At 75.1% G+C, this 26903-nt stretch carries 22 protein-coding genes, 1 pseudogene and 1 riboswitch; of the genes and pseudogenes, 12 read left to right on the forward strand and 11 right to left on the reverse strand.

From position 1 onward, the window contains the following. The first annotated feature begins 260 nt into the window (after nucleotides 1-260). Both ABZY31_RS14055 and ABZY31_RS14060 read left to right on the forward strand, forming a co-directional pair. Nucleotides 261-1151 carry a neutral zinc metallopeptidase gene (locus tag ABZY31_RS14055; RefSeq protein ID WP_356409125.1) on the forward strand — a complete coding sequence of 297 codons (891 nt, stop codon included), beginning with the start codon at nucleotides 261-263 and terminating at the stop codon, nucleotides 1149-1151. A 61-nt stretch (nucleotides 1152-1212) separates the two neighbouring features. Continuing rightward, complete coding sequence (locus ABZY31_RS14060) at nucleotides 1213-1608, forward strand: VOC family protein (protein ID WP_356409128.1); 396 nt, start codon at nucleotides 1213-1215, stop codon at nucleotides 1606-1608. A gap of 70 nt (nucleotides 1609-1678) precedes the next feature. Here ABZY31_RS14060 and ABZY31_RS14065 read toward each other — a convergent pair whose 3' ends face one another. Next, complete coding sequence (locus ABZY31_RS14065; protein ID WP_356409287.1) at nucleotides 1679-3034, reverse strand: hypothetical protein; 1356 nt, start codon at nucleotides 3032-3034, stop codon at nucleotides 1679-1681. A gap of 196 nt (nucleotides 3035-3230) precedes the next feature. Then, nucleotides 3231-4379 carry an alpha/beta fold hydrolase gene (locus ABZY31_RS14070; RefSeq protein WP_356409131.1) on the reverse strand — a complete coding sequence of 383 codons (1149 nt, stop codon included), beginning with the start codon at nucleotides 4377-4379 and terminating at the stop codon, nucleotides 3231-3233. A gap of 321 nt (nucleotides 4380-4700) precedes the next feature. Here ABZY31_RS14070 and ABZY31_RS14075 point away from each other — a divergent pair, with 321 nt between their 5' ends. The 7 genes and pseudogenes from ABZY31_RS14075 (at nucleotide 4701) to ABZY31_RS14105 (ending at nucleotide 13409) form a co-directional block, all read left to right on the forward strand. Continuing rightward, nucleotides 4701-5972 (forward strand): inorganic phosphate transporter, encoded by a 1272-nt coding sequence (locus ABZY31_RS14075; RefSeq protein WP_356409134.1) that lies wholly within the window; start codon nucleotides 4701-4703, stop codon nucleotides 5970-5972. Nucleotides 5973-5992: 20 nt separating this feature from the next. After that, nucleotides 5993-6214 carry a hypothetical protein gene (locus ABZY31_RS14080; protein ID WP_356409137.1) on the forward strand — a complete coding sequence of 74 codons (222 nt, stop codon included), beginning with the start codon at nucleotides 5993-5995 and terminating at the stop codon, nucleotides 6212-6214. Between the two features lie 112 nt (nucleotides 6215-6326). Then, a riboswitch (cobalamin riboswitch) is annotated at nucleotides 6327-6466 on the forward strand. A 36-nt stretch (nucleotides 6467-6502) separates the two neighbouring features. Beyond that, complete coding sequence (locus ABZY31_RS14085) at nucleotides 6503-7489, forward strand: cobalamin biosynthesis protein (RefSeq protein WP_356409138.1); 987 nt, start codon at nucleotides 6503-6505, stop codon at nucleotides 7487-7489. Further along, nucleotides 7486-9003, forward strand: a pseudogene (locus ABZY31_RS14090) (cobyric acid synthase); the annotation flags it as partial. The gene ABZY31_RS14085 and the pseudogene ABZY31_RS14090, both read left to right, overlap by 4 nt. A gap of 184 nt (nucleotides 9004-9187) precedes the next feature. After that, nucleotides 9188-11320, forward strand: coding sequence for a putative cobaltochelatase (locus ABZY31_RS14095; RefSeq protein WP_356409141.1), 2133 nt, complete (start codon nucleotides 9188-9190; stop codon nucleotides 11318-11320). Then, on the forward strand, nucleotides 11320-11919 hold the full coding sequence (gene cobO, locus ABZY31_RS14100; RefSeq protein WP_356409143.1) for a cob(I)yrinic acid a,c-diamide adenosyltransferase: 600 nt from the start codon (nucleotides 11320-11322) through the stop codon (nucleotides 11917-11919). The genes ABZY31_RS14095 and cobO overlap by 1 nt, the downstream gene beginning before the upstream one ends. Before the next feature lie 5 nt (nucleotides 11920-11924). Beyond that, entirely contained in the window at nucleotides 11925-13409 is a 1485-nt protein-coding gene (locus tag ABZY31_RS14105; protein WP_356409146.1) for a cobyrinate a,c-diamide synthase, read from the forward strand. A gap of 2 nt (nucleotides 13410-13411) precedes the next feature. Here the strand turns inward: ABZY31_RS14105 and ABZY31_RS14110 are convergent, their stop codons facing one another. Then, nucleotides 13412-14158: a ZIP family metal transporter gene (locus tag ABZY31_RS14110; RefSeq protein ID WP_356409149.1), complete on the reverse strand. Its 747-nt coding sequence runs from the start codon at nucleotides 14156-14158 to the stop codon at nucleotides 13412-13414. 104 nt (nucleotides 14159-14262) lie between these two features. Between ABZY31_RS14110 and cobC the strand changes: the two genes are divergently transcribed. Together cobC and ABZY31_RS14120 are read left to right on the forward strand one after the other, a co-directional pair. Continuing rightward, a complete protein-coding gene (gene cobC, locus ABZY31_RS14115; protein WP_356409152.1) occupies nucleotides 14263-15699 on the forward strand; it encodes an Rv2231c family pyridoxal phosphate-dependent protein CobC in 1437 nt (478 codons plus the stop codon). Nucleotides 15700-15811: 112 nt separating this feature from the next. Then, nucleotides 15812-17065, forward strand: a complete 1254-nt coding sequence (locus ABZY31_RS14120; protein ID WP_356409155.1) for a CapA family protein — start codon at nucleotides 15812-15814, stop codon at nucleotides 17063-17065. 23 nt (nucleotides 17066-17088) lie between these two features. On the opposite strand, the gene ABZY31_RS14125 is transcribed toward ABZY31_RS14120, so the two are convergent. Both ABZY31_RS14125 and ABZY31_RS14130 read right to left on the reverse strand, forming a co-directional pair. Further along, a complete protein-coding gene (locus ABZY31_RS14125) occupies nucleotides 17089-18042 on the reverse strand; it encodes an SCO1860 family LAETG-anchored protein (RefSeq protein WP_356409158.1) in 954 nt (317 codons plus the stop codon). Nucleotides 18043-18304: 262 nt separating this feature from the next. Beyond that, nucleotides 18305-19399 (reverse strand): amidohydrolase family protein, encoded by a 1095-nt coding sequence (locus ABZY31_RS14130; protein WP_356409161.1) that lies wholly within the window; start codon nucleotides 19397-19399, stop codon nucleotides 18305-18307. Nucleotides 19400-19463: 64 nt separating this feature from the next. Between ABZY31_RS14130 and ABZY31_RS14135 the strand changes: the two genes are divergently transcribed. Beyond that, nucleotides 19464-20561 (forward strand): aminotransferase class V-fold PLP-dependent enzyme, encoded by a 1098-nt coding sequence (locus tag ABZY31_RS14135; RefSeq protein WP_356409164.1) that lies wholly within the window; start codon nucleotides 19464-19466, stop codon nucleotides 20559-20561. Nucleotides 20562-20629: 68 nt separating this feature from the next. On the opposite strand, the gene ABZY31_RS14140 is transcribed toward ABZY31_RS14135, so the two are convergent. The 6 genes from ABZY31_RS14140 to ABZY31_RS14165 all read right to left on the reverse strand — a co-directional run bounded on the left by ABZY31_RS14140 (nucleotide 20630) and on the right by ABZY31_RS14165 (nucleotide 26763). Continuing rightward, the gene (locus ABZY31_RS14140; protein WP_356409167.1) at nucleotides 20630-21763 is read right to left on the reverse strand and encodes an aminotransferase class V-fold PLP-dependent enzyme; all 1134 of its coding nucleotides are present in this window, start codon (nucleotides 21761-21763) and stop codon (nucleotides 20630-20632) included. 91 nt (nucleotides 21764-21854) lie between these two features. Beyond that, complete coding sequence (locus ABZY31_RS14145) at nucleotides 21855-22565, reverse strand: DsbA family oxidoreductase (RefSeq protein ID WP_356409170.1); 711 nt, start codon at nucleotides 22563-22565, stop codon at nucleotides 21855-21857. A 123-nt stretch (nucleotides 22566-22688) separates the two neighbouring features. Continuing rightward, nucleotides 22689-23183: a GNAT family N-acetyltransferase gene (locus ABZY31_RS14150; RefSeq protein ID WP_356409173.1), complete on the reverse strand. Its 495-nt coding sequence runs from the start codon at nucleotides 23181-23183 to the stop codon at nucleotides 22689-22691. Between the two features lie 63 nt (nucleotides 23184-23246). Next, nucleotides 23247-24704 (reverse strand): penicillin-binding transpeptidase domain-containing protein, encoded by a 1458-nt coding sequence (locus ABZY31_RS14155; RefSeq protein ID WP_356409176.1) that lies wholly within the window; start codon nucleotides 24702-24704, stop codon nucleotides 23247-23249. 62 nt (nucleotides 24705-24766) lie between these two features. Further along, on the reverse strand, nucleotides 24767-25429 hold the full coding sequence (locus ABZY31_RS14160; protein ID WP_356409178.1) for a response regulator transcription factor: 663 nt from the start codon (nucleotides 25427-25429) through the stop codon (nucleotides 24767-24769). Beyond that, nucleotides 25426-26763, reverse strand: a complete 1338-nt coding sequence (locus ABZY31_RS14165) for a histidine kinase (RefSeq protein WP_356409290.1) — start codon at nucleotides 26761-26763, stop codon at nucleotides 25426-25428. The genes ABZY31_RS14160 and ABZY31_RS14165 overlap by 4 nt, the downstream gene beginning before the upstream one ends. Nucleotides 26764-26903 lie beyond the last annotated feature (140 nt).

Genomic DNA, 26903 nt, shown 5'->3' on the forward strand with positions numbered 1-26903 from the left:
GCGGTGGGGACGGCGGAAGGGGGGCAGGGACGCGAGTCTTCGGCGCCGCTAATCCGCGAGGAGATTTGCCATGGAGCCATTCTACCGGGGGCGCGCAACTACTTTTCGGGGCGCCCGGCCCCGGCCGGGCGCCGACCCGCGTCCCCCGTTCGGCCCCTATACGGCGCCGGTTCCGGGGCATGCGTACCAGGATGAGGGGGCCGGCACTCGCCGCAGGGGGCGGGATGTGACCTCCCCCACTTGATGAGAGGGCGTGCGGGATGCAGTTCGACGACGACGCCGATCTGGACACTTCCGAGGTCCAGGACGTCCGGAGCAGTCGCATTCCGGGCGGGCGAGCCACCGTCGGCGGCGGCATCGTGGGCCTCATCGCACTGGTCCTGGGGCTGCTCCTCGGGGTGGGCCCCGACCAGCTGGGGCTGTCCGACGGCAGCCCCGAGCCGGCCGCCACGTCCTCCTCCGCCGCGCAGGTGCAGCAGACCTGCCGCAAGGGGCGGGACGCGAACGCGCGCGAGGACTGCCGGCTGGTCGCCGTGGTCAACAGCACGCAGGACTACTGGCGGCAGGAGTTCGCCCGGCGCGGCGGCAGCTACACCGCGGCGCCGACGGTCTTCTTCACGGGCCGGGTGGGCACCGCCTGCGGGACGGCCACCTCCGCGGTGGGCCCGTTCTACTGCCCGGGTGACCGGAAGGTCTATCTGGACCTGGGGTTCTTCAACGAGCTGCGGACGAAGTTCGGCGCGACCGGCGGTCCGTTCGCGCAGGCGTACGTGATCGCCCACGAGTACGGGCACCACATCCAGAACCTGACCGGCACCCTCCAGAAGGCCCAGGACGGGCAGCAGGGCGCCAACAGCAACGCGGTCAAGGTGGAGCTGCAGGCCGACTGCTACGCGGGGGTGTGGGCGCACAACGCCACCAGGACCCCGGACGAGAGCACCGGACGGCCGCTGATCACCAGCCTGACCGACCAGGACATCAAGGACGGCCTCGACGCGGCGGCGGCGGTCGGGGACGACCGCATCCAGGAGAAGTTCCAGGGCCGGGTGACCCCGGAGTCCTGGACGCACGGCAGCGCCGAGCAGCGCCAGCAGTGGTTCTACCAGGGGTACCGGACGGGCGACATGGCCCAGTGCAACACCTTCCGCTGACTGTCACACCCGCCTGCGAGACTTGTGGTCCGGGTCACACGCACGAGAGGGAGTGATCGTCATGGCAGGCGTTCCGACCATCTTTCCGACACTGCTCTACCGCGATGCCCAGGCCGCCATCAAGCTGCTGACCGAGGCCTTCGGCTTCACGCAGGCCGCGGTGTACGAGGGTGAGGACGGCGCGGTCATGCATGCCGAACTGGCCTACGGGAACGGCATGGTGATGCTGGGCAGCAAGGGCCGGGGCGGGGTCTTCGACAAGGCCATGGCCGAGGGCGGCCCGGCCGGGGTCTACATCGTGGTCGAGGACGTGGACGCGCACCACCGCCGGGCCGAGGAGCACGGGGTGGAGATCCTGATGCCGCCGACCGACCAGGACTACGGGTCGCGGGACTACATGGCGCGCGACGCCGAGGGCAACATCTGGAGCTTCGGGACGTACGCGCCGCAGGTCTGACCCGCGGCGCGGGTCAGGCGGGGTCCGGGCGCGAAGGGCCCGGACCCTTCGCGCCGGGACTGCGCCGGTTTCAGACGCCGCCGGTGTGGACCTGGAAGGCAGCGCGCCGCATCGCCTTGGCCAGGGCGGGGTCGGGGTGGGCGGCGGCGAGGGCCACGAGCACCTGCACGGTGCGCGGGTGCCCGACGGCGCGGACCTCGTCCAGCAGCCGGGGCACGGTGGTGCGCACGGCCGAGTCGAGGTGGCGGGCCAGCAGCTCCGCCTCGCCGTGGTCGGCGATGGCGGCCGCGGTGTCGACCCACAGCCAGGTCGACTCCTCCCGGGTGAGCACGTCCTGGGCCTCGTCCGGGTCGACCCCGTCGTGCTCGGCGAGCCAGAGCAGGGCGTAGGGGCGCAGCGCGGGCTCGCGGACCGCGGCGCGGACCTCGGGCTCGGCGGGGGCGCCGACCACGCGCAGCGCCTCGAAGGCCAGGCCGCGCAGCAGCGCGTCCTCGCCGCGGGCGGCGTGCAGCAGCTCGCTGACGGCGTGTCCGACGGGCCGGGCGGCGAGCCAGGCCTGGTATTCGGCGCGGGCCGGGCCGGGCGTGAGCCGGGCGCAGCCGTGCAGCATGGCCGCGGCGGACTGCTCGATGTTCCCGGCGGTGCTCTGGGCGGCCACGCAGATCTGTTCCAGCTTGACCCAGACCGCCCAGCTGCCGAGCGGGGTGAGCGCGGCCATCGCGGGGCCCAGCGTGACGGCGTCGACGGCGGCCAGGCCGCCCAGCGCCCAGCGCAGCAGGCGGGCGAGCGGGACGGGCCGGTCGGCGGCGCGCGCGGGGGCGGCGGCGCTCGGGCCGCCGAGGCCGGCGGCGCCCGCCTCGGAGGCGGCGTCGTAGGGCACTTCGCAGCGCTCGTCGCGCAGTTCGACGACGCGCTGGCCGAGCAGGTCCAGCAGGGCTGGGACGGTCACGGGTCCGGCGGAGAGCTGGAGGAGGGAGAGGACCTGGGGCATCGACTCGACCACTTCGGCGACGGCCGAGGGGGCGATGTCGGCCGGGGCCGGGTGGACGAGCGACCAGGCGTCGAAGAGGGCGACCCAGCCGCGCAGGACGGCCGTGTCGTCGCGGTCCCAGGCGCGCAGGCGCCAGCCGGGGCGGGCGTGTCCGCCGTGCACCTCGACGAGTCCGGCGAGCCGGGCGCGGTCCCAGCCCACCTGGATCTGGCCGTGCGTCAGACCCAGCTGCCGAGCGGCCCGTTCGACGTCGGCGGCGGGCAGCGCGCCCGCCGGGGCGGGCCGGGACCCGTCCGCGACGCCGAGGTGGTGCTCGGCCCAGCGGGCCAGGCGCACGGCGTCCGCCAGGGAGGCGCGGGCCCGGTTCGCGAGGTCGGGCGCGGCGGGGGTACCGGCGGGCGGGCGGGGGGCCGGCCGGGTGCTCCGGTCCGTCACCGCCTTGCGGGCCGTGGCGACGGAGCGCGGAGAGACGAGTCGGAGTCTGGAGTCGCGAGCCAACTGCTCATCAGGCTTTCGGGACGTCACGGAAGCAGTCTCGCCCGTCACGGCCCGAAAGCCCAAACGGAACCGGCCGTTACCGCCGGACACCGAGGGGTCATACCGGGGCAAAGGTGCCTTCGCGCCACGGTGGCTACATCAGCGGGGTCAGGAACCGGCGCAGGCCCTCCTCGTACTCCGCGGGATCCGCGTTCCACATCGCGCCGTGCGGGGCGTCCCGGACGGTCCGCAGGGTGACGAGGTCCGGGCGCGCGGCGGCGAGGCGGCGCGAGGGCTCCCAGGGCGCGAGGGTGTCCTCGGGCCCGTGGAAGATCAGTACGGGCATCCGCAGCGCCGCCGGGTCGGCGCCCGGCGGCCGCCGGCCGGCCCGCAGTCCGGTGCGCCCCTCGGCGGCCCGCACGGCGAGCGGGAGGACCGCGGCCGGGGTCCCGCGGGCGGCGGCGAGGCGCTCCAGGGTGGCGCGCCAGTCCAGCACCGGGGAGTCCAGGACCAGCCCGGAGATCCGGTCGGCGAGGGCGGAGCGTTCGGCCGCGAGCAGGGCCATGGTGGCGCCGGTGGACCACCCGTACAGGACGACCCGGCGGGCGCCGAAGCGCAGGGCGTAGCGGATCGCCGCGTCCAGGTCGCGCCACTCCGACGCGCCGAGGTGGCCGACGCCGTCCGGCGGGGCGGGGGCTCCGAGGTCGCCGCGGTAGGCGAGGTCGAGGACCGGCAGCCGGTGGCGGTGCAGGAAGGGCATGACCACCATGGGGTGTTCGCGGGTGCCGCCGAGCCCGTGCGCGGTGATCACCCAGGTGTCGCGGGCACCGGGCACGAACCAGGCGGGCAGGGCGCCCAGCTCTCCGGGAACGTCCACGTCGGCGTGGTCGAGGCCGAGGGCGGCGCGCGGGTTGCCGGCGTGGATCTGCGGGGTGAGCAGGACCCGGGTGCCGGGGGCGAGGGAGCCGTGGGTGACCCCGACCAGGCGCCGGACGACGGTGTCCGGGTCGTGCGGGGCGTCGGGCAGGACGGCCCCGACGACCGCGTGCACACCGGGCGCGGCCAGGCCGTACGTACCGGGCCACAGGGAGGCGAGGGACCGGGTCAGGGCGACGCGGTCCGCGGTGGCGGAGTGGACGACGAGCTTCGGTCCGCCGGGCAGCGGGCGGCCGGGTTCGGTCCGCAGGGCGGCGTTGGCGGCGTACCGGCCGGCGGCGACGGCGGCCACCCCGGCGGCAGCGGCCAGTCCGGCGGCGGTGAGGGCGGCGGTGACGGCCGCTGCCGTCGTGGTTGCGGGGGGCACCGCTCCAGTGTCGGCCGGGGCGGCGGGCCCGGCCAGTGGAGGCGGTCGTTCCGGTGACCGGGGACGCGCGCCGGGCGGGCGTGATCCGGGTCTCACCCGGGGTCCCGGACGCACGCGACGGCGGGGTGGGAGACCCCCGGTCGGCCGGGGGTCCATCCAGCCCCTGACGTGCGTAAACAGGTGCATCAGCGGTCCAATGGGGACGAGCGCGGCGAACCGTCCCCGGATCGGTACACCGCTCCGCCCGGTCCAGTTCATCTTCCGTTCACTCAAGTTGCCTACGGTCGGCGAGCCACTGACGTCAAACAGAAGCCTGGGTAAATGGAGCACATAACGCTTCTCCTCGGGATCGTGATCATTACCGCTCTCGTGTTCGACTTCACGAACGGTTTCCACGACACGGCCAACGCGATGGCCACCACCATCTCGACCGGCGCACTCAAGCCCAAGACGGCGGTGGCCATGTCCGCCGTGCTGAACCTCGTCGGCGCGTTCATGTCCGTGGAGGTCGCCAAGACGATCTCCAAGGGCCTGGTCAACGAGCAAGGCATCCAGCCGGAGGTCATCTTCGCCGCGCTGGTCGGCGCCATCCTCTGGAACCTCGTCACCTGGCTGGTCGGCCTGCCGTCCAGTTCCTCGCACGCCCTGATGGGCGGCCTGGTCGGTGCGGCCGTCGCCTCCGCCGGTCTCGGCGCCGTCAACGGCGGCACGCTCGTCACCAAGGTGCTGCTCCCCGCGGTCGCCGCGCCCATCGTGGCCGGAGTGGCCGCGATGCTGGCCTCGCGGCTCACCTACAAGGTGGGCAAGAACGTCGACGAGAAGACCTCCGCCAAGGGCTACAAGGCCGGTCAGATCGCCTCGGCCGGACTCGTCTCCCTGGCGCACGGCACCAACGACGCGCAGAAGACCATGGGCATCATCACCCTGGCGCTGGTCGCCGGCGGTGCGCTCGCCCCCGGCTCCAACCCGCCGGTCTGGGTCATCTTCTCGGCCGGCATGGCGATCGCGATGGGCACCTACCTGGGCGGCTGGCGCATCATCCGCACCATGGGCAGCGGCCTGACCGACCTCCAGCCGCAGCAGGGCTTCGCCGCCCAGACCTCGGCCGCCAGCGTCATCCTGGCCTCCTCCAGCCTCGGCTTCTCCCTCTCCACCACCCACGCCTGCTCCGGCGCGGTCATGGGTGCGGGCCTGGGCCGCAAGGGCGGCGTGGTCCGCTGGTCCACCGCCAGCCGGATGTTCATCGCCTGGGGCCTGACCCTGCCGGCCGCCGCCCTGGTGTCCGCGGGCGCCGAGCTCGTCATGCGGACCGGTGACGTCGGCGTGGCCGCCGTCGCGCTCTTCCTCGTCGGCTCCTGCGTCGCCATCTGGCTCGTCTCGCGCCGCCAGGTCGTCGACCACACCAACGTGAACGGCACGCCGGACGCCCCGGCCGAGGCTCCCGGCGTGGTCACCACCGCGATCGCCGCCGTCGTCGTTCCGCCGCTCGCGGGCACCACCGCCGCGGTCACGGACGAGGCCTTCAAGGCGACCATCCCCACCCCGGCACCGGCCGCTCCCCCGGCCCCGGCGGCTCCCGCCGCCGCGGTCTGACCCACAGAGGAATCGGCAGTATGAAGATCGACTGGGCAGCACTCGGCTCCGTGTTCGGCGTCAGCCTCTCCGCCACCGTCGCCCTCGTGACCCTGTTCACCCTGGGCATCGTGGGCCTGTCGAAGCACGAGGCCGCGACCGGCCGGGGCGGCGCCGCCCACCTGGCACGCACCGGCGCCTACGCCTGCTTCTCGCTCTGCGCGGTGGCCGTCGGCTACGCGATCTACCTGATCGTCAGCTGACGCCGCGCGGTCACCCCCGCGCGTCCCACCCGCCCCAGCACGTCCGAAAGCTCCCTCCGGCCCACCGCCGGGGGGAGCTTTCGCAGGTCAACGGCAAGTTGACGGGCGTTCGCGGGGCGTGGTGGACTGCCGGAGCCAACACGGCGGCATGAAGAGGAAGTCCGGTGCGAATCCGGCGCGGTCCCGCCACTGTCACCGAGGAGCCGACGGCTCCCCGGAAGCCAGGAACTCTCGCCACCGGACACGTCGAACCAGGGCGCGGACCCTGAGTGAGGACCTACCTGCCACATGCGTGCCGATCGCGTTTTCGCGTACGGCGCGACGGCCGGCCTGATCGGCGACCGGATCCTCGGTGATCCGCGCCGCGGGCATCCCGTCGCCGCCTTCGGGCGGACCGCCGCCACCGTCGAACGGGCCCTGTGGGGCCACAGCCGGGCCCGGGGCGCCCTGCACACCCTGGTGTGCGCGGGGGGCGCGGCCGCCGTCGGCGCGCTCGGCGCCCGCGCCGTGCGCTCCCGGCCCGCCGCCGCCCGCATCGCCCTGACCGCCGCCGCCACCTGGGCGGTGGTGGGCGGCACCTCGCTGGGCCGCGAAGCCCTGGCCATCGGGGGCGCCCTGGCCGCCGGGGACACCGAGGTGGCCCGGGAGCGGCTGCCGCACCTGTGCGGACGCGACCCGCAGGCCCTGGACGAGCAGCAGATCGCCCGCGCCGTCGTGGAGTCCGTCGCCGAGAACACCTCGGACGCCGTCGTCGGCGCCCTGGTCTGGGGCGCCCTGGCGGGGGTGCCCGGGCTGCTGTTCTTCCGCGCCGTGAACACCCTGGACGCGATGGTCGGCCACCGCTCCCCGCGCTACCTGCGCTACGGCTGGGCCTCGGCCCGGCTCGACGACGTCGCGGGCTGGCCGGGCGCCCGGCTGACCGCGCTGGCCGCCGTGGCGGCCGGACCCGACCGGCGGGGCGCCGTACGGGCCTGGCGCGCGGACGCCGCCGCCCACCCCAGCCCGAACGCCGGCCCGGTGGAGGCCTCCTTCGCGGGCGCGCTCGGGGTCCGCCTCGGCGGGACCCTGGCGTACGCGGGGCGCGTGGAGCACCGGGCGGTGCTGAACGGGGCGGCGGGCCGTCCGGTCGACGCCCCGGACATCGAGCGCGCCGTACGGCTCTCGCGCCGGGTCACCTGGATCTCCCTCGGGGCATGCGTGGCCCTGCGGTCGCTGGTGTCGTCACTGCGCGCGTCACGCCGCGCATCCGGTCGTACGACGAAGGGAAGCGCATGAGCGGCGCACGGCGCGGCGGCGGACTCCTGGTCGCCGGCACCACCTCCGACGCGGGCAAGAGCGTGGTCACCGCGGGCATCTGCCGCTGGCTGGCCCGCCAGGGCGTGAAGGTGGCGCCCTTCAAGGCACAGAACATGTCGCTGAACTCCTTCGTCACCCTGGAGGGCGCCGAGATCGGCCGCGCCCAGGCGATGCAGGCCCAGGCGGCGCGGGTCGAACCCACCGCGCTGATGAACCCGGTGCTGCTGAAACCCGGCAGCGACCGCAGCAGCCAGGTCGTGCTGCTGGGCAAGCCGGTGGGTGAGATGAGTGCGCGCGGCTATCACGGGGGGAGGCAGGAGCAGTTGCTCGGCATCGTCACGGACTGCCTGGAGCAGCTGCGGGGCACGTATGACGCCGTGATCTGCGAGGGGGCGGGCAGTCCGGCCGAGATCAACCTGCGGCGCACGGACATCGTGAACATGGGGATCGCGCGGGCCGCGCGCTTCCCGGTGGTCGTGGTCGGCGACATCGACCGCGGCGGGGTCTTCGCCTCCTTCTTCGGTACGACGGCCCTGCTGTCGCCCGAGGACCAGTCGCTGATCGCGGGCTACCTCGTCAACAAGTTCCGCGGGGACGTGTCCCTGCTGGAGCCGGGCATGGAGATGCTGCGCGGGCTGACCGGGCGGGCGACCTACGGGGTGCTGCCCTTCCGGCACGGGCTCGGCATCGACGAGGAGGACGGCCTGCGGGTCTCGCTGCGCGGCGCCGTACGGGAGTCCGTGGTCGCCCCGCCGGTGGGCGAGGACGTGCTGCGGGTGGCGGTGTGCGCGGTCCCGCTGATGTCGAACTTCACGGACGTGGACGCGCTGGCCGCCGAACCGGGCGTCGTGGTGCGGTTCGTGGACCGGGCCGAGGAACTGGCCGACGCCGACCTGGTCGTCGTCCCCGGCACCCGCGGCACCGTGAAGGCGCTGGCCTGGCTGCGCGAGCGCGGCCTCGCCGACGCGCTGGCCCGGCGGGCCGCCGAGGGGCGGCCGGTTCTGGGCGTCTGCGGTGGCTTCCAGGTGCTGGGCGAGTCCATCGAGGACGAGGTCGAGTCCCGGGCCGGGGTCGTCGAGGGGCTCGGGCTGCTGCCCGTGCGCGTCCGCTTCGAGCGGGAGAAGACCCTCGCGCGGCCGAGCGGGAGCGCGCTGGGCGAGAGCGTCCAGGGGTACGAGATCCACCACGGCGTGGCCGATGTGCGGGGCGGCACCCCCTTCCTGGACGGGTGCCGGGTCGGTGAGGTGTGGGGCACCCACTGGCACGGGTCGCTGGAGAGCGACGGCTTCCGGCGGGCCTTCCTGCGGGAGGTCGCGCGGGCCGCCGGCCGCCGGTTCGTTCCGGCCCCGGACACGTCGTTCGGCTCCCTGCGGGAGGAGCAGCTGGATCTGCTCGGCGATCTGATCGAGGAGCACGCCGATACCGATGCGCTGCTGCGGCTGATCGAGTCCGGCGCCCCGGCGGGGCTCCCGTTCCTGCCGCCGGGCGCGCCGTGACGGCGCCCCGGGCCCTGCGGGGCTCTCCCCCACCCCGCCCCTTCCCGAAACCGGGCTCCGCCCGGACCCGGTCCTCAAACGCCGGACGGGCTGACACCCTCCAGCCCCGCCCGCGATTGAGGCGCGGGGTCCGGGGCGGAGCCCCGGGTACGGTCCGCACCTTCGAAGGAGTGAGCAACACGTGAGCACCCCCTACCCGTTCACCGCACTGGTCGGTCAAACCGACCTGCGCCTCGCGCTGCTGCTCAACGCGGTGAGCCCCGCGGTCGGCGGCGTGCTCGTGCGCGGCGAGAAGGGGACGGCCAAGTCCACCGCCGTCCGCGCGCTGTCGACGCTGCTGCCGCACGTGGACGTCGTCCCCGGCTGCCGGTTCAGCTGCGCGCCCACCGCACCGGATCCGGCCTGCCCCGACGGCCCGCACGAGCCCGGCCCGGCCGCCGCGCGCCCCGCGCGGATGGTCGAGCTGCCCGTCGGCGCCTCCGAGGACCGGCTCGTCGGCGCGCTGGACATCGAACGGGCCTTGTCCGAGGGCGTGAAGGCCTTCGAACCGGGCCTGCTGGCCGACGCGCACCGCGGGATCCTCTACGTCGACGAGGTCAACCTGCTGCACGACCACCTCATCGACCTGCTCCTCGACGCCGCCGCGATGGGCGCCTCCTACGTCGAGCGCGAGGGCGTCTCCGTACGGCACGCCGCCCGCTTCCTGCTGGTCGGCACGATGAACCCGGAGGAGGGTGAGCTGCGGCCGCAGCTGCTGGACCGGTTCGGGCTGACCGTCGAGGTCGCCGCCTCCAGGGAGCCCGCGCAGCGCGTCGAGGTGGTGCGCCGCCGGCTCGCGTACGAGGACGACTCCGCGGGCTTCGCCGCGCGCTGGGCCGGTGACGAGGCGGACGTACGGGCCCGGGTGATCGCGGCCCGGGCGCTGCTGGGCCGGGTGGTGCTCGGGGACGGCGCACTGATGCAGATCGCGGCGACCTGCGCCGCCTTCGAGGTCGACGGGATGCGGGCCGACATCGTGATGGCGCGCACCGCCACCGCGCTGGCGGCCTGGGCCGGGCGCACCGACGTGCGCAAGGAGGACGTGCGCCAGGCCGCGCTGCTGGCGCTGCCGCACCGGCGGCGGCGCAACCCCTTCGACGCGCCGGGGCTGGACGAGGACAAGCTGGACGAGATCCTCGACGGGTTCCCGGACGAGGAGCCCGAGCCCGACCCGGAGCCGGAGCCGGAGGGTCCGGACGACGGCGGACCGGAGGGCGGCCCCGGGGACGGCCCCGACGGGGACCCCGACGGCGGCCCGGACGGCGGCGGGCTGCCGCCGCAGGGCCACGGGCAGGACCCGGCGCCACAGACCGGACCGGCGGACGCGCCGGAGGCGGACGGACCGGCCGGTCCCGCCGAGCCGGAAGGGGCCCCCGAGCCCGCCCCGGCCCGCGCCGACGCGGCCGAAGGACCCACCCAGGCGGCCGTGCGCGCCGCCGACCCCTTCCGGACCAAGATGCTCAGCGTCCCGGGGCTCGGCGAGGGCGCGTCCGGGCGGCGCTCGCGGGCCCGTACCGCGCACGGGCGCACGACCGGCGCGCAACGCCCCCGGGGCCAGCTGACCAAGCTGCACCTCGCGGCGACCGTCCAGGCGGCCGCCCCGCACCAGCTGGCCCGCGGGCGCAGCGGCCGCGGCCTGGTCGTGCGCAAGGACGATCTGCGCCAGGCGACGCGCGAGGGCCGCGAGGGCAACCTCGTGCTCTTCGTCGTCGACGCCTCGGGATCGATGGCGGCCCGCAAGCGGATGGGCGCGGTCAAGGGCGCGGTCCTGTCGCTGCTGCTGGACGCCTACCAGCGGCGCGACAAGGTCGGCCTGATCACCTTCCGCGGCGCCGGCGCCGAGCTGGCGCTGCCGCCCACCTCGTCGGTGGACGCGGCGGCGGCCCGGCTGGAGCAGCTGCCGACCGGCGGGCGCACCCCGCTGGCGGCGGGGCTGCTCAAGGCCCACGAGGTGCTGCGCGTGGAGCGGCTGCGCGACCCGTCGCGCCGCCCGCTGCTGGTGGTCGTCACCGACGGGCGCGCCACCTCGGCGGGTCCGGCGGGCGGTGACGCCCGGGCGCTCGCGCGCCGGGCCGCGCTGCTGCTCCAGGGCGAGCACGTCGCCTCGGTGGTCGTGGACTGCGAGTCGGGTCCCGTCCGGCTGGGGCTGGCCGGGGTGCTGGCCGCCGACCTGGGCGGCCCCGCGGTGACCCTCGACGGGCTGCGGGCCGACTCGCTGGCCGGGCTCGTGAAGAACGTACGTACCTCATCCCCGACCCACAGGAGGGCCGCTTAATGCCGCAGGGACAGCCGTCCGTCGTTCCCGACGACGGGCTCACGACGCGCCAGCGCCGCAACCGGCCGCTGGTCTTCGTCCACACCGGACCCGGCAAGGGCAAGTCGACGGCCGCCTTCGGGCTGGCGCTGCGCGCCTGGAACCAGGGCTGGCCGGTCGGGGTGTTCCAGTTCGTCAAGTCGGCGAAGTGGAAGGTCGGCGAGGAGAACGCGCTCAAGGCGCTCGGCGAGACGGGCAAGGGCGGTCCGGTCGTCTGGCACAAGATGGGCGAGGGCTGGTCCTGGGTCCAGCGCGACGCGCAGCTCGACAACGAGCAGGCGGCCAAGGAGGGTTGGGAGCAGGTCAAGCGCGACCTGGCCGCCGAGACGCACGCCCTGTACGTCCTGGACGAGTTCACCTACGCGCTGCACTGGGGCTGGATCGACGTGGACGAGGTGATCGAGGTGCTGCGCGGCCGTCCCGGAACCCAGCACGTCGTCATCACCGGCCGCAACGCCCCCGAGAAGCTGGTCGAGTTCGCGGACCTGGTCACCGAGATGACCAAGGTCAAGCACCCCATGGACACCGGCCAGAAGGGCCAGCGAGGCATCGAGTGGTGACGTCCGTGACCGTCCCGCGCCTGGTGATCGCCGCGCCGTCCTCCGGCAGCGGCAAGACCACCGTCGCGACGGGTCTGATGGCGGCCTTCACGGAGCGCGGCCTCGCCGTCTCCCCGCACAAGGCCGGGCCCGACTACATAGACCCGGGCTACCACGCGCTGGCCACCGGCCGGCCGGGGCGCAACCTGGACGCCTTCATGTCCGGCCCGGACCTGATCGGCCCGCTGTTCGCGCACGGCGCGGCCGGGTGCGACCTCGCCGTGGTCGAAGGTGTCATGGGCCTCTACGACGGGGCGGCCGGCCGTGGTGAGCTGGCCTCGACGGCGCAGGTCGCCAAGCTGCTGCGGGCGCCGGTGGTGCTGGTGGTGGACGCGTCCTCGCAGTCCCGGTCGGTGGCGGCGCTCGCGCACGGCTTCGCGTCCTTCGATCCGCAGGTGCGGATCGGGGGCGTGATCCTGAACAAGGTCGGCTCCGACCGGCACGAGGTGATGCTGCGGGAGGCGCTGGAAGAGGCCGGGATGCCGGTGCTCGGCGTGCTGCGCCGGGTGCCGCAGGTCGCGGCGCCCTCCCGGCACCTGGGGCTGGTCCCGGTCGCCGAGCGCCGGGCGGACGCGCTGGCCTCGGTGGCGGCGCTGGCCGAACAGGTGCGGGCGGGCTGCGATCTGGAGGCGCTGATGGCGCTGGCCCGGACCGCGCCGCCGCTGGACTGCGCCGCGTGGGCCCCGGAACAGGCCCTGTTCCGGGCGCCGGACGGGCTGGATCTTCCAGCCCCGCCGGCGTTCGAGGCGCGGGGTCCGGGGCGGAGCCCCGGCGGCGGCGCCGCACCCGTCGTCGCCGTCGCGGGCGGGCCCGCCTTCACCTTCTCTTACGCCGAGCACGCGGAGCTGCTGAGCGCCGCCGGGGCGCGGGTCGTCACCTTCGACCCGCTGCGGGACGAGGCGCTGCCCGAGGGCACCGCCGGGCTGGTCATCGGCGGCGGGTTCCCCGAGATGTACGCGCCCGAGCTCTCGGCCAACGCACCGCTGCGCGCGGCGGTGGCCGCCTTCGCCGCGTCGGGGGCGCCGGTCGCCGCCGAGTGCGCGGGGCTGCTCTACCTGGCGGGTTCGCTGGACGGCAAGCCGATGTGCGGGGTGCTGGACGCCGACGCGCGGATGTCGGACCGGCTCACCCTGGGCTACCGGGAGGCGGTGGCGGTCTCCGACAGCCCGCTGGCGCGGGCGGGGACCAGGCTGCGCGGCCACGAGTTCCACCGCACGGTGATCGAGCCCGGGGCGGGGACCGGCGACGGCGCCGGGGCGGGCGCCGCGCCCGCGTGGGGCTTCACCCGTCCCGAGCGCCGGGTCGAGGGCTTCGTCCTGGGCTCCGTACACGCCAGTTACCTGCACACCCACTGGGCCGCGGAGCCGTCGGTGGCGTGGCGCTTCGTCGCCGCGGCGCGCGCGGCCGCCGTGCGCGCGGGGGCGCCGGCGGGGGCAGCGGACGTCCCGTGAGGTCAGTCCGCGAGGCCCACGAGCAGCCAGATGCCCGCGACCCCGCCCACCGTGCACATCAGCGTGGACAGGGCGGGGTGGCGGTGGTGCGCCTCGGGCAGGATCTCGGCCGACGCGAGGTAGAGCAGGATGCCGGCGAAGAAGCCGAGGTATCCCCCCAGCGGTTCCTCCGGAAGGGTGAACAGCAGGGTGGACGCCGCTCCGGCGACGGGGGCCACGGCGTCCGCGAAGAGCATCATCAGGGCCTTGCGGCGGGCGTTCCCGTACAGGCTGGTGAGGGTGTAGGTGTTGAACCCGTCGGCGAAGTCGTGGGTGATGACGGCCAGTGCGACGGCCACCCCCATCCCGCCGCCGACCTGGAAGGCGGCGCCGAGCGCGACACCGTCGGCGAGGCTGTGGCCGACCATCGCGCCCGCCGCCGTCAGGCCGACCTGGGGCACCCTGGCCCCGTGCTCGCCGTGCCCGGAGCCGTTCGCGCCGCCGTGCGAGGCCTGGCGGACCGCCAGGGCCCGCTCCACCACGTGCGCGACGAGGAACCCGGCCACGAAGAGCAGCAGGGCGAGCGGGACGCCGAACACCTCGTCCCCGGCCGCCCGCATCGCCTCCGGCAGCAGGTCCAGGCCCACGACGCCGAGCATCAGCCCGCCCGCCAGGCCCAGCACGAGGTGGCGGCGGTCGGTGACGCGTTGCGCCGTCCACCCGCCCGCCAGCGTCATCAGGAACGCGCCCAACGCCACGATCACGGCCATAGGCCCCTGGATACCGACTGCCGGGCCCGCGCGCACCTTCGCGCGCGGGGCGGCGGACGATGCGAAGTTGACGGCTGACGATGTCGAGGGAGCGAGGGTCACCGGTGGGCGAGCAGGGCGGTTACAGCGGGTACGAGCGGGTGGTCGTCGGGGTCGGCGGCCGTTCGGGGGTCTCGGCGGCGGAGGTCTGCGCCCTGGTCGAGGAGACGCTGCGGGATGCGGGACTGGCCGTGGCGGCGCTCACCGCGCTGGCCACGGTGGAGTCGAAGGCGGCCGAGGCCGGGATCTTGGGCGCGGCCGAGCGCTTCGGCGTGCCGCTGCTGACCTACGGGCCCGGGGAGCTGGAACGGATCGCGGTCCCGCACCCGAGCGAGGCCGCCCGGGCGGCGGCCGGCACGCCCTCGGTGGCGGAGGCGGCGGCGCTGGCGGGGGGCGGCGAGCTGCTCGTCCCCAAGCGGAAGTCGGCGGCGGCCACCTGCGCGGTGGCCCGGGCCGAGGCGCACGACCTGCGCCACCACGGGGACGCGGAGCTGGTGGACGCGCCGGGGCGGCTGGTCGACCTGGCCGTCAACGTACGGTCCGGCACTCCCCCGGCCTGGCTGAAGGAGCGGATCGCCGCCTCGCTGGACGCGCTGTCGGCCTATCCGGACGGGCGGGCGGCGCGCGCGGCGGTGGCCGCGCGCCACGGGCTGCCCGTGGAGCGCGTCCTGCTGACTGCCGGGGCGGCGGAGGCGTTCGTCCTGATCGCCCGGGCGCTGGGGGCCGTACGGCCGGTGGTGGTGCACCCGCAGTTCACCGAGCCGGAGGCGGCGCTGCGCGACGCCGGGCACCGGGTGGAGCGGGTGCTGCTGCGGCCCGAGGACGGCTTCCGGCTGGATCCGGCCGCGATACCCGAGGACGCGGACCTCGTGGTCATCGGCAATCCGACCAACCCGACGTCGGTGCTGCACCCCGCGGCGGGGCTGGCCGCGCTGGCCCGGCCGGGGCGGACGCTGGTGGTCGACGAGGCCTTCATGGACGCGGTGCCGGGGGAACGCGAGGCGCTGGCCGGCCGGACGGACGTGCCCGGGCTGGTGGTGCTGCGCAGTCTGACCAAGACGTGGGGGCTGGCCGGGCTGCGGATCGGCTACGTGCTGGCCGATCCCGCGGTGATCGCCGCGCTGTCGGCCGCGCAGCCGCTGTGGCCGGTGTCGAGCCCGGCGCTCGCGGCGGCCGAGGCCTGCGTGGGCCCGGCGGCGCTGGCGGAGGCGGAGGCTGCCGCGCGGCAGATCGAGGTGGACCGCATCCACCTGCTGGCCGGGCTGGCCGAATTCGACGAGGTCACGGTGGCGGGAGAGGCGGCGGGCCCGTTCGTCCTGATCCGGGTGGACCGGGCGCCGGAGGTACGGGACCGGCTGCGGGCCCTCGGCTTCGCCGTCCGGCGCGGGGACACCTTCCCCGGGCTGGACCGGTCCTGGCTCCGGCTGGCGGTGCGCGACCGCGCGACGACGGGGCGGCTGCTCCAGGCGCTGGACCACGCGCTGACGCTGACGTCCGCCTGAACGCGGGGCGGCCCGTGATCGCCTCGCCCGCCGCGAACGACCGTGCGAGAGTGTTCGGACACGAAGCGTGGCCGGAACGGACCGGTGCGCGAGGCTCCGGGGGAACACCAGGATGAGGACATCCGTCAGGATCGCGGTGGGCGCGGCGGGGCTGGCCCTCGTCGCGGGCGGCGTTCACGCCGTGCCGAGGCTGCTCGACGGCGGCGCCCCGGCGGCCGGGCAGCGGCTGGCCGCCGACGCGCCCGAGCCGGGCGGGACGGGCGGTACGGGCGGGACCGGCGCGGCGACGGGCGGGGCGGCCACCCCTTCGGACGCCCGGCCCTTCACCCTCGTCGGGACGGGCGACATCATCCCGTACCCCTCGATCATCGAGCGCTCGGCGCTGGACGCGGGCGGCGACGGCGGCCACGACTTCCGCAAGATACTCGCGGGCGTCAAACCCGTGGTGAGCGCCGCGGACGTGGCGATCTGCCACCACGAGATACCGTACGGGGAGCCGGGCGGCCCCTTCACCGGCTACCCCACCTTCAAGGCCCCGCACGAACTGGCCGACGCCCTGAAGGACACCGGGTACGACAGCTGCTCGACGGCGTCGAACCACACCCTGGACGCCGGTTACCCCGGCCTCGCCCGGACGCTCGACCACCTCGACCGGGTCGGCCTGGGGCACACCGGCTCGGCCCGCAGCGCGGCCGAGGCCAAGACCCCGGCGCTGCTGAGCGCGGGCGGCGCGAAGATCGCCCAGCTGTCGTACACCTACGGCACGAACGGCATCCCGGTCCCCGAGGGCAAGCCCTGGTCGGTGAACCTGATCGACCAGGGGCGGATCCTGGCCGACGCCCGGGCGGCGCGGGCGGCGGGCGCCGACGTGGTGGTCCTCAGCGTGCACTGGGGCACCGAGTGGCAGACCGCGCCCGACGCCCAGCAGCTGGAGCTGGCGCGGGCGCTCACCGCGTCCCGCACGGACGGGCAGCCGGACATCGACCTGATCCTCGGCACCCACAACCACGTGCCGCAGCCGTACGAGAAGATCAACGGCACCTGGGTGGTGTACGGGATGGGCGACCAGGTCGCCAGCTTCGTGCCACCGGAGATGAAGCGCGGCAACATGGGCTCGATCCCGCGCTTCACCTTCTCCCCGTCGGCCTCCCGGCCGGGCCGCTGGGAAGTGACCAAGGCCGAATTCCTCACCCAGTACTCGGACATGGACGCGCCGTTCCGCGTGGTGTGTGCCTCCTGCGCCGCCTCGGACACCGGGCTCGGCGCCGGCAAGCGGGCGGAGTACGCCGCCGTCGACCGGCAGGTGACGGAGGCGGTGCTCTCGCGCAAGGCGGCCGAGCAGGGGCTGACGCACGCCAACCGCTAGCGCTGTGGCCGGGGTCGGGACCGCTACTGGGTCCGGCCGCGGCCCCGGCCGCGGGTCACCACGAGGGCGGCGACGCCCGCCCCCAGCAGGAGCAGCGCGCCGCCCGCCACGTACGGGGTGACCGAACCGGCCCCGGTCTCGGCGAGGTTGGCCCCGCCGCCCTGCGACCGGGGCTTGACGTCGGCCACCGCGGCGGGCTTCACGGCAGAGGGCGGCGCCGCGGACGGGGCGACGGAGGGCACGATGCCGCCCGCCCGCTCGCAGTGCGCCTCGGCCAGGACCACCTCGCCGGTCACCTGGGCGACGTTCAGGTTGCCCGGGTTCAGCGACACCGTGAGCCGCAGGGCGGCCGCGGCGGCGGTGGTCGAGGTGGTCCGCGTACTGGACAGCTCCAGGCCGACCTCGCCCACGCCGGGGACGGCGACGCGGGTCGGGCCGCCGGCGGACAGGGTGATCTTCTTGCCGAGCGCGGTCACCGTGCCGAGCACGTTCGAGGTGGCCACCGGCGCCCTGCCGGGCTCGCACACGGCCTTCGAGGTGACCTTCTCGACCTCGATCAGGGAGAGCGCGGGCAGTCCGGGCACGTGCACCTTGGCGTGCGCGAGGTTGGCCTCGGCCCGGGCGCCGGTCTTGTCCGCGGTCGCCTTCGAGGTGGCGGCGTCGGCGCGCAGGACGCTCACCGGCTGCCCCTGGTCCACCCCGTCGAGGGTGACGGTCAGGGCGGTCTTCGCGGCGTCGGCGGGGGCGCTGACCTCGTTCAGGGTGGCGGTCAGCGGGATGTCGACGGCCTTGTTGAGCAGGCCCACGTCGAGCCCGGTGCGCAGGACGACGGCTCCCGCCGTGCCGACGGCGCCCGCGCCGCCCTTCGTCGCGGTGCCGGAGCCGCCCGTGGCGTGGGCGGCGGGGGCGGTGAGCAGGGCGACCGCGCCCGCGGCGAGCAGGACGGCCGCGGGCATGCGGAAGGTGTTGCTGTTCACGGTGGTGGAACCTCCGGGGAGGTGGATGCCGTCGCGTCGCCCATGGGGGACATCGCGCGCCGACGGCCTGGACCCCGGAATCTTTACGCACGGAGAGTGAACGGGCGGCAACCTGACGTGAGTTCACCCCAAAGGGTGGTTTCCACGCAGATATTCGAATCAGGGGGCACAGGAGTGCGCCACAGTCCCGCACCCCACACGTTTCGGCCACTCCCAACGACCGGGCACCGGTCGGCGTCACGCACCGGTCAACCCGGCGCCCTCAGCCGCGGATCCGTCCCGCCAGTACCACCCGGCGCGGGTCGGCCAGGACGGACACGTCCGCGCGCGGGTCCTCCCCGTAGACCACGAGGTCCGCCGGAGCGCCCTCCTCCAGTCCGGGCCGGCCCAGCCATGCGCGGGCTCCCCACGCCGTCGCGGAGAGCGCGGCCGATGCCGGGATGCCGGCCTTCACCAGCTCGGCGACCTCCGCGGCGACCAGCCCGTGGGGCAGCGAACCGCCCGCGTCCGTCCCGACGTACACCGGCACGCCCGCGTCGTACGCCGCGCGCACCGTGTCGTAGCGCCGCTCGTGCAGCCGCCGCAAGTGGGCCGACCAGCGCGGGAACTTGGCCTCGCCGCCCGAGGCCAGCCGGGGGAACGTCGCGATGTTCACCAGCGTCGGGACGATCGCGACCCCGCGCTCGGCGAAGAGCGGGATGGTGTCCTCGGTCAGGCCGGTGGCGTGTTCCACGCAGTCGATGCCCGCCTCGACGAGGTCGCGCAGCGAGTCCTCGGCGAAGCAGTGGGCGGTCACCCGGGCGCCCAGCCGGTGCGCCTCGGCGATCGCCGCCTCCACCTCGGCGCGCGGCCAGCAGGCCGTCAGGTCACCCACCTCGCGGTCGATCCAGTCACCGACCAGCTTCACCCAGCCGTCGCCGCGCCGCGCCTCGCGGCCGACGTACGCGACGAGGTCGGCGGGCTCGATCTCGTGGGCGTAGTTGCGGATGTAGCGCCGGGTGCGGGCGATGTGCCGGCCGGCCCGGATCACCTTGGGCAGGTCGTCGCGCGCGTCGATCCAGCGGGTGTCGGAGGGGGATCCGGCGTCCCGGAGCAGCAGGGCGCCCGCGTCCCGGTCCGTCAGCGCCTGCTTCTCGCTCGTCGCGTCGTCCACCGGACCGTGGGCGTCGAGCCCCACGTGGCAGTGCGCGTCCACCAACCCCGGCAGCACCCAGCCGCTCACGGTGGTCACCTCGTGCGCACCGGCCCCGGCGCGCGGGCGCTCGTACGAGATCCGGCCACCGACGACCCACAACTCGTCGCGGACCTCGTCCGGCCCGACGAGCACCCGCCCCTTCACGTGCAGCACATCGCTCATGGCGGCACTGTAGCCACCCGCTCGGTACGCTCTGCCGGTAACCTCGGACGAAGAGAGCACCCCCGTGACCAGCACCGCGCCCCACCCCCTCCTTGACCTGCCGCCGCTGACGGCGGAGCGCTTCGCGTCGATCGAACGGGGGGTCGCGGAGCTCCTCTCCACCCGCCAGGACGTGGTGATCACCCAGGGCGAGGCGCTGCTCCCGCTGGAGGGCTGCATCCGCTCGGGGGCGCGGCCCGGTTCGACGGCGCTGAACGTCGTGACGGGGCCGTACGGGACCACCTTCGGCAACTGGCTGCGCGACTGCGGCGCGACCGTGGTGGACCTGACGGTGCCGTTCGACACCGCCGTGAGCGCGGCGCAGGTCGAACGCGCCCTCGCCGAACGGCCGGAGATCGACTTCGTCTCGCTGGTGCACGCGGAGGCGGCGACCGGGAACACCAACCCGGTCGCGGAGATCGGCGAGGTCGTCCGGGCGCACGGCGCGCTGTTCATGCTGGACGCGGTGGCCTCGGTGGGCGCGGAACCCCTGCTGCCGGACGCGTGGGGCGTGGACCTGTGCGTGATCGGGGCGCAGAAGGCGATGGGCGGACCGGCCGGGGTGTCGGCCGTGTCGGTCTCGGAGCGCGCGTGGGCCCGGTTCGCGGCGAACCCGTCGGCGCCGCGCCGCTCGTACCTCTCCCTCCTGGACTGGAAGGAGCGCTGGATCGACGGCGGCCGCACCACCTTGCTGCACGCTCCGGCCCAGCTGGAGATGCTCGCGCTGGAGGCGTGCCTGGCCCGGATCGCCGAGGAGGGCCCGGCGGCCGTGATGGCCCGCCACGCGGCCGCCGCGGCGGCGACCCGGGCGGGCGCGGCGGCGCTGGGGGTGGACCCGTACGTCGTCGACGCGGCGGACGCGGCCCCGGTGGCCACCACCTTGCGGGTGACGGGGGCCGCGTCGGTGGTCGCACGGGCCCTCGCCGCCGACCCCTCGGCCCCGCTGGCCGCGGGCGGCGGCGCGCTGGCCCAGGAGATGATCCGGGTGAACCACTTCGGCCCGGCCGCCGCGCTCCCCGCGGTGCACGCCTCGCTGACGGCCCTGGCCGCGGCCCTGTCCGTCCCGGCGGCTCCGGCCGTGGACGCGGCCACGGCGGCGTGGGGGCGCGCCGGGGCCGCCTGAGGCCGGGGGTCGGACGGGCAGCGGTCGGACGGGCAGCGGTCGGACGGGCAGGGCTCAGCCGGACAGGCTCAGCCGGACAGGGCGTCGAGGGCCCGGTCCACGTCCGCCTCCGTGGTGTAGAGGTGGAACGAGGCCCGCAGCGCGCCCGCGCGGGCGGCGGTGGGGATGCCCGCCGCGAGCAGCGCGGGCTGGCGGTCGGCCAGGCCCGGGACGGAGACGATCGGGGCGCTGCCCGGGACGGGTTCGTGCCCCAGGCGCGCGAGCCCGGCCCGGAACCGGGCCGCCAGGGCGGTGTCGTGGGCGTGCACCGCCTCGATGCCGACCCGCTCCAGCAGGGCCAGCGACGGCTCGGCGGCGTGGTAGGCGAGGAAGGCCGGTGATTCGTCGAACCGGCGCGCGTCGTGGGCTAGTTCGGGCATCGGCCCGTAGAAGGACTCCCGCCCCGGGGTGGCCGCCACCCAGCCTGCGTGCAGCGGCACCAGCGTGTCCTGCGCCTCCTCGGAGACCGTCAGGTACGAGACCCCGCGCGAGGCGAGCAGCCACTTGAACCCGGCGGTCACGGTGTAGTCGTAGGGCGCCGCGTCGAAGGGCAGCCAGCCGACCGCCTGCGTCGCGTCCACCAGCATCCGCGCCCCGTACCCGGAGGCCGCCTCACGGATCGCCGCGAGGTCGGCCAGCCGGCCGTCCGCGGACTGTACGGCGCTCAGCGCGACCAGCGCGGTGCGCTCGCCGACGGCTTCGGCGACCGATTCCAGCGGGACGAACCGCAGCGTGAGGTCGCCCCGCACCACGAAGGGGTTCAGCACGGAGGCGAAGTCGTCCTCGACGCACAGGACTTCGGCCCCGGCGGGCAGGGCGGCGGCGATCAGCGCCACATGGGTGGACACCGCCGAGCCGACGGCCACGCGCGACGGCGCGACCCCGGCCAGCCGCGCGAAGCCCTCGCGCACCCGGCCCACGACGCCGAGGTCACCGAACCCCGCGGGATCCCCGGCCCCGGCGGCGTCCGCCAGGGCGTGCACGGCCGCGACGGCGGCGCGCGGGAGGATCCCGCAGGTGGCGGTGTTGAGGTAGGCGGTGGTGTGGCCGAACTCGGCCCGGACCGCATCGGCGAGCCCGGGTTCGGCGCGACCGGGTTCGGCGCGGCTCGGTTCGACCGGACTCGGTTCGGCACGGCTCACGTCGGCACGGGGAAGATCCATGGTCCCCACTCTGCGGGAGCAACAGCCCCTCGTCCATGGCCGGTTCGGCCGAACGTTGCGGGATCCGGGGCCCGGCGCGGGCCCCCGGTTCTCAGCCCTGGCCCGGCACCGCGCACGCGCCGTCCGGCTCGCAGGCCTCCGCCGCGGCCGGGGCCGGTACGTCCTCGCGCCCGGCCCACGCCTGCTCCAGCGCCCGGGTGAACACCTCGGCCGGCTGTCCGCCGGAGATCCCGAAGCGGCGGTCCAGGACGAAGAACGGCACGGCGTTCGCGCCGAGTTCGGCCGCCTCACGCTCGTCGGCGCGCACGGCGTCGGCGTAGGCGGTCGCGTCGGCGAGCACCGCGGCCGCCTCGCCCGCGTCCAGGCCCGCCTCAACGGCGAGGGCCAGCAGGGTCTCGGAGTCGAAGACGGACCGCTCCTCGGCGAAGTTCGCCCGGTAGGCGAGGTCGAGCAGCTCGTCCTGGCGGCCCCGGGCGGCGGCCAGGTGCAGGAGGCGGTGGATGTCGAAGGTGTTGCCGTGGTCGCGGCCCTCGGTGCGGTACTCCAGCCCCTCGGCGCGGGCGCTCGCCGCGACGTGCTCCTCCATGCCGCGCGCCTCATCCAGGGTGCGGCCGTACTTCTTGGCCAGCATCTCCAGGACGGGTGCGACGCTCCCCTTGGCACGGTTCGGGTCGAGCTCGAAGGACCGGTGGACCACCTCGACCTCCTCGCGGTGCGCGAAGGCGGCCAGCCCCTTCTCGAAACGGGCCTTGCCTATGTAGCACCAGGGGCAGGCGATGTCGCTCCAGATCTCGACGCGCATGATCCTTCTTCTCTCCGGGTCCGGGTGGGCTCTGGGGGTGCGCAGGGGTCGCCTCCGCCGTCCCAGCGGCACAACGCCCACCCGGCGCCGCTCATTCCCCGGCGCGCCGCCCCCCGGTACGTCTCACTCCTCTCCGACCGTCAGCCAGAGCGTGTGGTGGGAGCCCGCCCGGGGGGTGCGCGGGTCGGGGCGCCAGCCGTGGGCGGCGTAGAAGGCCTGGGCGCGCAGGTTGTGTTCGTAGACCTCCAGCCGGACCCGGGGTATGCCTGCCCGGCGCCAGCGGTCGAGGCAGGCGGCGTGCAGGGCGGTGCCGGTGCCGCGCCGCCAGTGGCCGGGGTCGACGTGCAGCTGGGTGAGCGTGGCCTCGCCGTCCACGGTGCGGAAGGCGGCGACTCCGGTCAGCTCGCCGTCCTGCTCGGCGCAGAGCACCGCGCTCGCGCCCTCGGCGCCGCCGTCTCCGCGGGCGACGGCCCGGGCCCATCCCTCGCGGGTACGGGCCCGCTCGCCCTCGCCCGCGTAGGCGTCCGCGGGGATCCTGCCCCGGTAGTAGGTGGCGCGGGCGCGGGCGTGCAGGTCTGCGATCGCGTCGAGGTCGGCGGGGAGTGCGGTCCTGATCATGGGAGACAAGACGCGCCGGGACCCCCTCGGGTTCCCGGCGCGCTCGCACTTCTGTACGGGCGGCTACTTACCGAGCCACGCGCTCATCATCTTCTGGGCCACGGGGGCGGCGAGCCTGCCGCCGCCGATCTCGGAGCGGTCGGTGTCCGAGTTCTCGATGACCACGGCGACCGCGATCCGCTTGCCGTTCGCCTTGCCGTAGGAGGTGAACCAGGCCAGCGGGGCGAGGCTGTTCTTGACGCCCCGCTGGGCGGTGCCGGTCTTGCCGCCGACTTCGGCGCCGGAGACCTGCGCGGGCTTGCCGCCGCCGTCGGAGACCACCGTCTTCATGGCGTCGCGGACCATGGCGGCCGTCCGCTCGCTCATGACCTGCTGGGACTTCGGGTCCTTGAAGCTCTCCAGGACGTTGCCGCTGGAGTCGGTGACCTCGGAGACCACGTGCGGGGCGACGAGCTTGCCGCCGTTCTCGATCGCCGCCGTCACCATCGCCATCTGGAGCGGGGTGGCCTGGACGTCGAACTGGCCGATGCCGGTCTGCGCCACCTGGTCCTTGGACATCTTCTTCGACGGGTACTTGCTCGTCGGAGTGGTGCCGATCGGGATCTTGGTGTCCGCGTTGAAGCCGAGCTTCTCCGCCATGGCGCGCATCTTGTCCTGGCCGAGCCGGTAGGCCAGCTCGGCGAAGACGTTGTTGCAGGACTTCTTCAGGCCCTCGCGCAGGGTCACGTTGTTGCAGCCCGGGGTGGGGGCCTCGCTCTTCAGCACGGTCGTGGTGCCGGGGATCGTGTAGGGGTCCGGGATGCCGGTGGGCGTGTCGATGGAGCTGAACAGGCCGTTCTCCAGGGCCGCCGCCAGCGTGACCAGCTTGAAGGTGGAGCCGGGGGCCTGCGGCTTGCGCAGCGCCACGTTGAGCATGGGGGCGCCCTGGTTCTCCGAGAGCTTCACCCACGCCGCCTCGTCGGCCTTGGTGTTGCCCGTGATGCTGCCCGGGTCGTAGGACGGGTTGTTCACGATGCCGAGGATCTCCCCCGTCTCCGGGTCCATCGCGACGGCGGCGCCCTGCTTGCCCTGGAGCGCGTCGTACCCGGCCTTCTGTACGTCTTTGTCGATCGTCGTCAGGACGTTGCCCGGGTCGGCCCGCTTGTTGGTGAGGACGTCCATGAACGACTTGAGCCGGTTGTCCGAGCCGTTCAGGACGTTCTTGTAGATCCCCTCCAGCATGGTGGAGGTGTACGCCTGCGAGGTGTGACCGGTGATCGGCGCGTACAGCGGGCCGTCAGCGTACGTCCGCTTGTAGGCGTAGGTCTTGCTCCCCTCGGTCTTCGTCGAGCCGGTGATCGCTTCCCCGCCCACGATGATGTTGCCCAGCGGGTTCTCGTACTGCCCGATGATGTTCCGCTGGTTGTTCTTGTCGTCTGCGAGGGCCTGGCCTTGGTACGCCTGCACCCAGGTGACCCGCACCAGCAGGGCAAGCACCAGAAGCAGACAGAAGACCGACGCGCGCCTGATCGTCTTGTTCATCTCCCGGAAAGACGCACCGGCGTCCCCGGACGTTCCACTCTGCCCCGATTGTGGCGGGCTTCTCAGCCTTTCCTCATGAGGAAGCCCCCCTCGTAGGCGGCGATGACCGCCTGGGTCCGGTCACGGGAACCGGTCTTGGCCAGGACCGCCGCCACGTGGGTCTTCACCGTCTGCGGGCCGACCCCGAGCCGCTCGCTGATCTCGTGGTTCGACAGCCCGGTCGCCATCAGGCGCAGCACGTCGGCCTCCCGCTCGGTCAGCCGGGCCGCCCAGGCCGCGGCGGCGGGGCGGCCAGGCCGGTGGGCGGCGGCCAGCGAGCGGACCGCCGCCGGGAAGAGCAGCGAATCACCGCGGGCGACGAGGCGGACGGCGCCGATCAGCTCCTCCGGATGGGCCCGCTTGAGCAGGAACCCCGCGGCGCCCGCGCGCAGCGCCTCGTACACGTACGAGTCGTTCTCGAAGGTGGTCACCACCACGATCCGGGGCGGCTCCGCCATGGTCGCCAGGATCTGGCCGGTGGCCCGGATGCCGTCGGTCTCCGGCATCCGGACGTCCATGAGGACCACGTCGGGGGCCAGGGACCGGACCAGGGAGACGGCCTCGGCGCCGGTTGCCGCCTCGCCCACCACCGTGAGGTCCGGCTCGGCGTCCAGGATGACCCGCAGGGCGGTGCGGACCATGCGCTCGTCGTCCGCGACCACGATGCGCAGCGGCGGCCGGTTCACCGGGCGCCGCCACCGAAGGGGAGGACGGCGCGCAGCAGCCACCGGCCGTCCCGTTCCCCCGCCTCCACCCGGCCGCCGAGCAGCGCGGCGCGCTCGGCGGCCCCCCGCAGCCCGCGCCCCCCACCGGTCCGCGGCTCCCGCCCATCGGCCGTACCCGGGGGGTTGGTCATGATCAACTCCAGTTCGCGCGGTCCGGGGTGACGGTGTTCCCCGTGGCGGTCGTCGTGGGGGCCACGCGCGCCGGGGTCGCCGGGGGCACCGGGGGCGCGCCGGTCACCGGGGGCGTCGGGGACGGCGGCGCCCGGGCGTCCACCGCCGCGCCGCGGTTCGCTTACCCGAATCCGCAGGTCGATCGGCCCGCCGCCGTGCCGCAGCGCGTTGCTCAGGCCCTCCTGGACGATCCGGTACGCCTCCCGGGAGACGACCGCGGGCAGCTGACCCCAGTCGCCGACGGGTCCCGGGTCCTGGAGGGCCGTGATTCGCACACCCCCCGCCCGGCTGCGGACCAGCAGCCCGTCCAGGTCTGCGGCCAGGGTCGGCGCGGGCGCCGCGCCGGGTCCCTCGCCCACTCCCTCGCCCTCCCGGAGCAGCCCCAGGACGGTGTCCAGCTCCCCCACCGTGCGCCGCGTGGTGTCCTCGATCGCGGCCAGCGCCTCCCGGACGAACTCCGGATCCGTGTCCAGCACCCGCCGGGCCGCCCCCGCCTGGAGGGTGACGGCGCTCAGCGCGTGCCCCACCGCGTCGTGCAGCTCCCGCGCCAGCCGGCCCCGCACCGCGAGGTCGGCCGCCCGCTCCTCGGCCGCGGCCAGCCGGTCCGCTCCGGTGGGCCCGAGCAGTACGGGCGCCAGCCGGGCCAGCAGTGCCCCGGCCCCCGCCGCGCACAGCGCCAGCCCGCCGAGCAGCCCGAACCCGAGCAGCGGGGCGACGTACGCCGCGGCCCCGGTACCGGTGCCCACCCAGCCGAGTCCCCGGCGGACGTCCCGCAGCCCGCTCACGAACGGCAGGACGATCAGCACCACCGCCATCGGCGGCACCGCCAGCGTCATCCCGCTCAGGGCCGCCCCGACCCCCAGGTGCAGGGTCCACCACGCCGAGGTCCGCCCCCGGGCCGGCCAGGACCGGCCGGGTCCCTGCGCCAGCCGCTCCCCCGGTACCCCGCACAGCGCCCGGACCGCGGCCACCGACATCGGCCTCACCAGGGGGAACACCGCACTCACCGCCACCAGCGGCAGCGCCGCCGCGTACGCGATGAGGGTCAGCGGGAAGGAGCTGAGGGCATTGACCCCGCCTGCCAGCACCCCCACCACCACCTGGGCCAGCAGGAAGTACGGCATCAGCAGCGCCCCGCCGAGCACCAGGTGCACCCAGCGCAACCCGAACGCCTTCAGCCCGGCCCTGCTCACCCCCGCCCCCGCCACCCGAACCCCTCCGATCGCCGAACCACCCGATCCCCCCCGATCATCCGGATCACCCC

The organism is Streptomyces sp. NPDC006529 (assembly GCF_040611795.1).
GTDB lineage: Bacteria > Actinomycetota > Actinomycetes > Streptomycetales > Streptomycetaceae > Streptomyces.

What these genes read in the sequence shown, in the direction of transcription:
- ABZY31_RS14055 (WP_356409125.1), top strand. Translation starts at nt 261, where the DNA reads ATGCAGTTCGACGACGACGCCGATCTGGACACTTCCGAGGTCCAGGAC.
- ABZY31_RS14060 (WP_356409128.1), top strand. Translation starts at nt 1,213, where the DNA reads ATGGCAGGCGTTCCGACCATCTTTCCGACACTGCTCTACCGCGATGCC.
- ABZY31_RS14075 (WP_356409134.1), top strand. Translation starts at nt 4,701, where the DNA reads ATGGAGCACATAACGCTTCTCCTCGGGATCGTGATCATTACCGCTCTC.
- ABZY31_RS14080 (WP_356409137.1), top strand. Translation starts at nt 5,993, where the DNA reads ATGAAGATCGACTGGGCAGCACTCGGCTCCGTGTTCGGCGTCAGCCTC.
- ABZY31_RS14085 (WP_356409138.1), top strand. Translation starts at nt 6,503, where the DNA reads ATGCGTGCCGATCGCGTTTTCGCGTACGGCGCGACGGCCGGCCTGATC.
- cobO (WP_356409143.1), top strand. Translation starts at nt 11,320, where the DNA reads ATGCCGCAGGGACAGCCGTCCGTCGTTCCCGACGACGGGCTCACGACG.
- ABZY31_RS14110 (WP_356409149.1), bottom strand. Translation starts at nt 14,158, where the DNA reads ATGGCCGTGATCGTGGCGTTGGGCGCGTTCCTGATGACGCTGGCGGGC.
- ABZY31_RS14120 (WP_356409155.1), top strand. Translation starts at nt 15,812, where the DNA reads ATGAGGACATCCGTCAGGATCGCGGTGGGCGCGGCGGGGCTGGCCCTC.
- ABZY31_RS14130 (WP_356409161.1), bottom strand. Translation starts at nt 19,399, where the DNA reads ATGAGCGATGTGCTGCACGTGAAGGGGCGGGTGCTCGTCGGGCCGGAC.
- ABZY31_RS14140 (WP_356409167.1), bottom strand. Translation starts at nt 21,763, where the DNA reads ATGGATCTTCCCCGTGCCGACGTGAGCCGTGCCGAACCGAGTCCGGTC.
- ABZY31_RS14145 (WP_356409170.1), bottom strand. Translation starts at nt 22,565, where the DNA reads ATGCGCGTCGAGATCTGGAGCGACATCGCCTGCCCCTGGTGCTACATA.
- ABZY31_RS14150 (WP_356409173.1), bottom strand. Translation starts at nt 23,183, where the DNA reads ATGATCAGGACCGCACTCCCCGCCGACCTCGACGCGATCGCAGACCTG.
- ABZY31_RS14155 (WP_356409176.1), bottom strand. Translation starts at nt 24,704, where the DNA reads ATGAACAAGACGATCAGGCGCGCGTCGGTCTTCTGTCTGCTTCTGGTG.
- ABZY31_RS14165 (WP_356409290.1), bottom strand. Translation starts at nt 26,763, where the DNA reads ATGCCGTACTTCCTGCTGGCCCAGGTGGTGGTGGGGGTGCTGGCAGGC.